Raw genomic sequence first — 4450 nt, forward strand, 5'->3', positions numbered from 1 at the left:
TGTCACGACCAGTTTCGGCGCCATTCCCTACAAGGATAATGTTCCGAACGAGGATGCCGTCGCGGTTGCAAGGCTGCGTGCGGAAGGCGCCATTCTGATCGGCAAGACCACGACGCCCGAATTCGGCAGCAAATGCCTGACCGACTCGCCGCTGTTCGGCCGCACCCGCAATGCGTGGAGCGCCGAGCGCTCGTCGGGCGGCTCCAGTGGCGGCGCGGCGGTGGCGGTGGCGAGCGGCATCGCGCCGCTTGCGATCGCAACCGATGGCGGCGGCTCGACGCGGATTCCCGCCGCTTGCAACGGCGTGGTCGGGCTGAAGCAGAGCAATGGCGTCATCCCGCATAGCCAGGCGCTGGACGTGTTCGGCAACCAGACCTATGTCACCCCGATGACGCGGTCCGTCCCCGACACCGCGCTGATGATGCAGGCGATGGCCGGCGAGGATTCTTGCGATCCCTGGTCGATCGGCGTTCCCGTGCCCGACTTCATCGGCACGGCCGCCCCGCGTGGCGATCTGCGTGGGCAGAAAATCCTGTATTGCCTGTCGCCACCCGGACGCCCGGTATCTGTCGACGTCGAGGCCGGCTTCAAGGCGAGCCTCGATCGACTTGCGGGCCTAGGTGCCGAGCTCGAGGAGTTTTCGGGCGAGGGGTTCGACATCGAGCCGATCTGGCGCGCCATCAATCACACGGTCTGGCGGACGCGCTTTGCAAAATTCGCGGCCGAGCATGGGGACGCGCTGAGCGAGGCCTTCCTCAGGCAGCTTGCGCTCGCCACCGACTTCAGCGGCGTTGCCTATCAGGAGGCGATGTTCGCGCGCACGGCGCTGTTCCGCCGGGTGCAGTCCCTGCTTGCGCATGGGCATCTGCTGGCGATGCCGACCCTCACCCGCACCGCCCTGCCGATCGATCAGGACCTGTTCGGCACCATCGAGATCGACGGCAAGCAGTTTGACAGCGTCCGGCCGCACTGGTTCCCCTGGACCATGCCGTTCAACATGACCGGACACCCCGCGCTCAGTCTGCCCTGCGGCTTCGGCCGCGACGGCCTGCCGATCGGCTTGCAACTCGTCGGCCGCTTCCGCGCTGATGCGGACTTGCTGCGCGTGAGCGCGCTGTTCGAGGCGTCGCATGACCTCCTGTCCCGCTGGCCCGGCTGAGGTGAGGCACATGCCGCAAGGGACTTGTTTGCAAAGCACTTGCCTCCGATGCCCGGACATGTTGATCGTGCTGCGGATGAGCCCTGAATCCGAGCGCGCATGAGCGTATTTGTCCTCCGACGTGTGCTGACCCTGCTGGCGACGCTGGTCGGCGCGTCCGTGATCATTTTCCTGGTGCTGGATGCGCTTCCGGGCAACGCCGCGCAGATGCTGATGGGCGCCGACGCCTCGCCAGATGCGGTCCGCGCGCTCACCGTCAAGCTCGGGCTCGACCAGCCGCTGGCGGTTCGCTATCTGCATTGGATCAAAGGGCTGCTCGTCGGCGATCTCGGCAACTCCTATGTCTACGGCACACCGGTCGCCAGCCTGATCGTGGAGCGGCTGGTGTTGACCATCCCGCTCGCGATGATGTCCATGCTGATCACGGTGACGCTGGCGCTCTCGGCCGGCATCTACACCGCCGCCAACCACAACAAGCTCGGCGACGTCGGCGTGATGTCGCTGACGCAGATCGGCATCGCGCTGCCGAATTTCTGGTTCGCAATCCTGCTGGTGCTACTGTTCTCGGTACGGCTGCAATGGCTCTCCGCGGGCGGCTTTCCCGGTTGGGAGGACGGCGTCTGGCTCGGCATCAAGTCGCTGCTGCTGCCGGCGGTGTCGCTTGCGGTCGTGCAGGCCGCGATCCTCGCACGCGTCACGCGCTCGGCTGTGCTGGAAGTGCTGCGCGAAGACTTCGTCCGCACGGCGCGCGCGAAGGGCCTCGGCAAGCGCGAGGTACTGTGGAGTCATGTGCTGCGCAACGCCATGATCCCTGTGATGACGGTCATGGGCCTGCAATTCGCCAATCTGCTCGCCGGCACCATCGTGATCGAGAACGTGTTCTATCTGCCGGGGCTCGGCCGCCTGATCTTTCAGTCGATCGCCAACCGCGACCTCATCGTGGTGCGCAACTGCGTGATGCTGCTCGCGACCATGGTGGTCATCGTCAATTTCGTGGTCGACGTGCTCTATGCCTTCGTCGATCCCCGCATCAAGGTCCATGATCTGTGAGCGCGCCGTTGACCACCCTCGTCGACGCGCCGGCCGTAGCGCGCCCTCTGCCGGCCCGGACCTTCTGGCGCCGCGCGCTGCGTCATCGCAGCTTCGTGCTCGGCGGCGCGCTGAGCCTGCTGGTTCTCGCCTCGGCGCTGCTGTCGCTGGTGTGGACGCCCTGGTCGCCCTATGAGATCGACATCGCGTCAAAGCTCCGGCCGCCCTCGGCCGCGCACTGGCTCGGCACCGACGTCTTCGGCCGCGACATCGTTTCGCTGCTGCTCGCCGGCGCCCGCTCCACCATCATGGTCGGCATCATCGCGGTCAGCATCGGCCTCACCTTCGGCGTCTGTCTCGGCCTCATCGCGTCGGCTAGGCGCGGCTGGACCGAAGAGATCATCATGCGCTTCTCCGATTTCACCTTCGCCTTTCCGGCCGTGCTCTCGGCGATCATGCTCGCCGCGGTCGTGGGGCCCGGCATGGTGACCTCGATCGTCGCCATCGGCATCTTCCAGATCCCGACGCTGATCCGGCTGACGCGCGGCTCGGCCAACGCGATCTGGGCGCGCGAATTCGTGCTGGCCGCGCGCGCCGCGGGGAAAGGGCGCTTTCGCATCACCATCGAGCACGTGCTGCCCAACATCATGTCGATTCTGATCGTACAGGCGACGATCCAGTTTGCGCTCGCGATCCTTGCCGAAGCCGCCTTGTCGTATCTCGGTCTCGGCACGCAGCCGCCGCAGCCGTCCTGGGGACGGATGCTGAACGACGCGCAGTCGCTGCTGTTCCAGTCGCCGATGCTCGCCGTCTACCCGGGTGCTGCGATTGCAATCGCGGTGCTCGGCCTCAATCTGCTCGGCGACGGACTGCGCGATCTGCTCGACCCTCGACTGGCGCGGGAGCGATGATGATGAGCGAGCGCTCGTCCATGCCGTTGATCGAGGTTGTCAATCTCGGCGTGCGCCTCAACACCAGCCGCGGGCCGGCGCAGGCCGTGCGCGGCGTCAGCTTTGCGCTGAAGCGCGGCGAGACGCTCGGGCTCGTCGGCGAATCCGGCTGCGGCAAGTCGGTCACCGCGTTGTCGCTGATGGGGCTGCTGCCGGATAGCGCGTCCGTCACCGGCAGCATCAAGCTGGATGGCGGCGAACTCGCTGGTTTGTCGGACGCGGAATATTGTCGGCTGCGCGGCAATCGCATCAGCATGATCTTCCAGGAGCCGATGACCGCGCTCAATCCGATGCACACGATCGGCAACCAGGTCGCCGAGCCGCTGCGGCGTCACAGGAAATTTTCGGCATCGCAGGCGCGGCGAGAGGCGATCGCCTTGCTCGACCGCGTCGGGTTGCCTGATCCGGCCAGGCGCGTCGACGCTTATCCGCACCAGTTTTCCGGCGGCCAGCGTCAGCGCGTCACGATCGCGATGGCGCTCGCCTGCGAGCCCGACCTTCTGATCGCGGACGAGCCGACCACGGCGCTCGACGTCACCATCCAGGGCCAGATCCTCGACCTCATCGCCGATCTCATCGAGGAGCGCGGCATGTCGATGATCCTGATCTCGCACGATCTCGGCGTCATCGCCGAGAACGTGCAGCGCATGATGGTGATGTACGGCGGCACGATCATCGAGAGCGGACCGACCGACGAGGTGTTCCGCCGGATGGGCCATCCCTACACGCAGGGCCTGTTCCGCGCCCGACCGAAACTCGGCGCACGCAAGGGGACGCGGCTGACGACGATATCGGGCACGGTGCCGGAGCTCGCCGATCTGCCTTCCGGTTGCACCTTCGCCGATCGGTGTCCGCTCGTGATCGAGCAGTGCCGGGCTGCGCTTCCAGCAATGGTGGACGTCGGACCGGGCCATTTCGTGCGCTGCATCCGGACGGACGTGTCGATGGCCGAACGCGTCGGAGCGCTGACCGTATGAGCACGGCGCCTCTTCTCGACGTGAAGGATCTCGAGCAGCGCTACACGTTGCCGCGCGAAAGCGTGTTCCGCCCGCCCGGGCAGGTGCGCGCGCTCAACGGTGTCAGCGTGCGGGTCGACGCCGGCAAGAGCCTCGGCATCGTCGGCGAATCCGGCTCCGGGAAGTCGACATTCGCGCGGGTGGTGATGGCGCTGGAGCGGCCGACATCGGGGCAGGTCGCGCTGCTCGGCCGCGACCTCAACCGCATCTCCGCCGACGAGTTGCGCCGCGCCCGCCGCGATTTCCAGATGGTGTTCCAGGATCCCTACGGATCGCTCGACCCGCGCCAGACCATC

General features: G+C 66.6%; 5 protein-coding genes. All 5 read left to right on the plus strand.

Annotated features, from left to right (window positions below; genetic code table 11):
• Positions 1-1159 (plus strand): amidase family protein (locus IVB32_RS36085; RefSeq protein ID WP_247412911.1); only part of this gene is annotated, 1159 nt, incomplete at its 5' end.
• A 99-nt stretch (positions 1160-1258) separates the two neighbouring features.
• Positions 1259-2209, plus strand: coding sequence for an ABC transporter permease (locus IVB32_RS36090; RefSeq protein ID WP_026233628.1), 951 nt, complete (start codon positions 1259-1261; stop codon positions 2207-2209).
• A complete protein-coding gene (locus IVB32_RS36095) occupies positions 2206-3099 on the plus strand; it encodes an ABC transporter permease (protein WP_018458640.1) in 894 nt (297 codons plus the stop codon). Before IVB32_RS36090 ends, IVB32_RS36095 begins: the two co-directional genes overlap by 4 nt.
• Positions 3100-3101: 2 nt before the next feature.
• Positions 3102-4115 carry an ABC transporter ATP-binding protein gene (locus IVB32_RS36100; RefSeq protein ID WP_247393840.1) on the plus strand — a complete coding sequence of 338 codons (1014 nt, stop codon included), beginning with the start codon at positions 3102-3104 and terminating at the stop codon, positions 4113-4115.
• The coding region (locus tag IVB32_RS36105; protein WP_247412912.1) for an ATP-binding cassette domain-containing protein at positions 4112-4450 on the plus strand (339 nt) is incomplete at its 3' end. The genes IVB32_RS36100 and IVB32_RS36105, both read left to right, overlap by 4 nt.

The organism is Bradyrhizobium sp. 23, from assembly GCF_023073295.1.
GTDB classification, from domain to species: domain Bacteria; phylum Pseudomonadota; class Alphaproteobacteria; order Rhizobiales; family Xanthobacteraceae; genus Bradyrhizobium; species Bradyrhizobium canariense_D.

Coding starts and splice junctions, on each gene's coding strand:
- IVB32_RS36100 (WP_247393840.1), top strand. CDS start 3,102: ATGAGCGAGCGCTCGTCCATGCCGTTGATCGAGGTTGTCAATCTCGGC.
- IVB32_RS36090 (WP_026233628.1), top strand. CDS start 1,259: ATGAGCGTATTTGTCCTCCGACGTGTGCTGACCCTGCTGGCGACGCTG.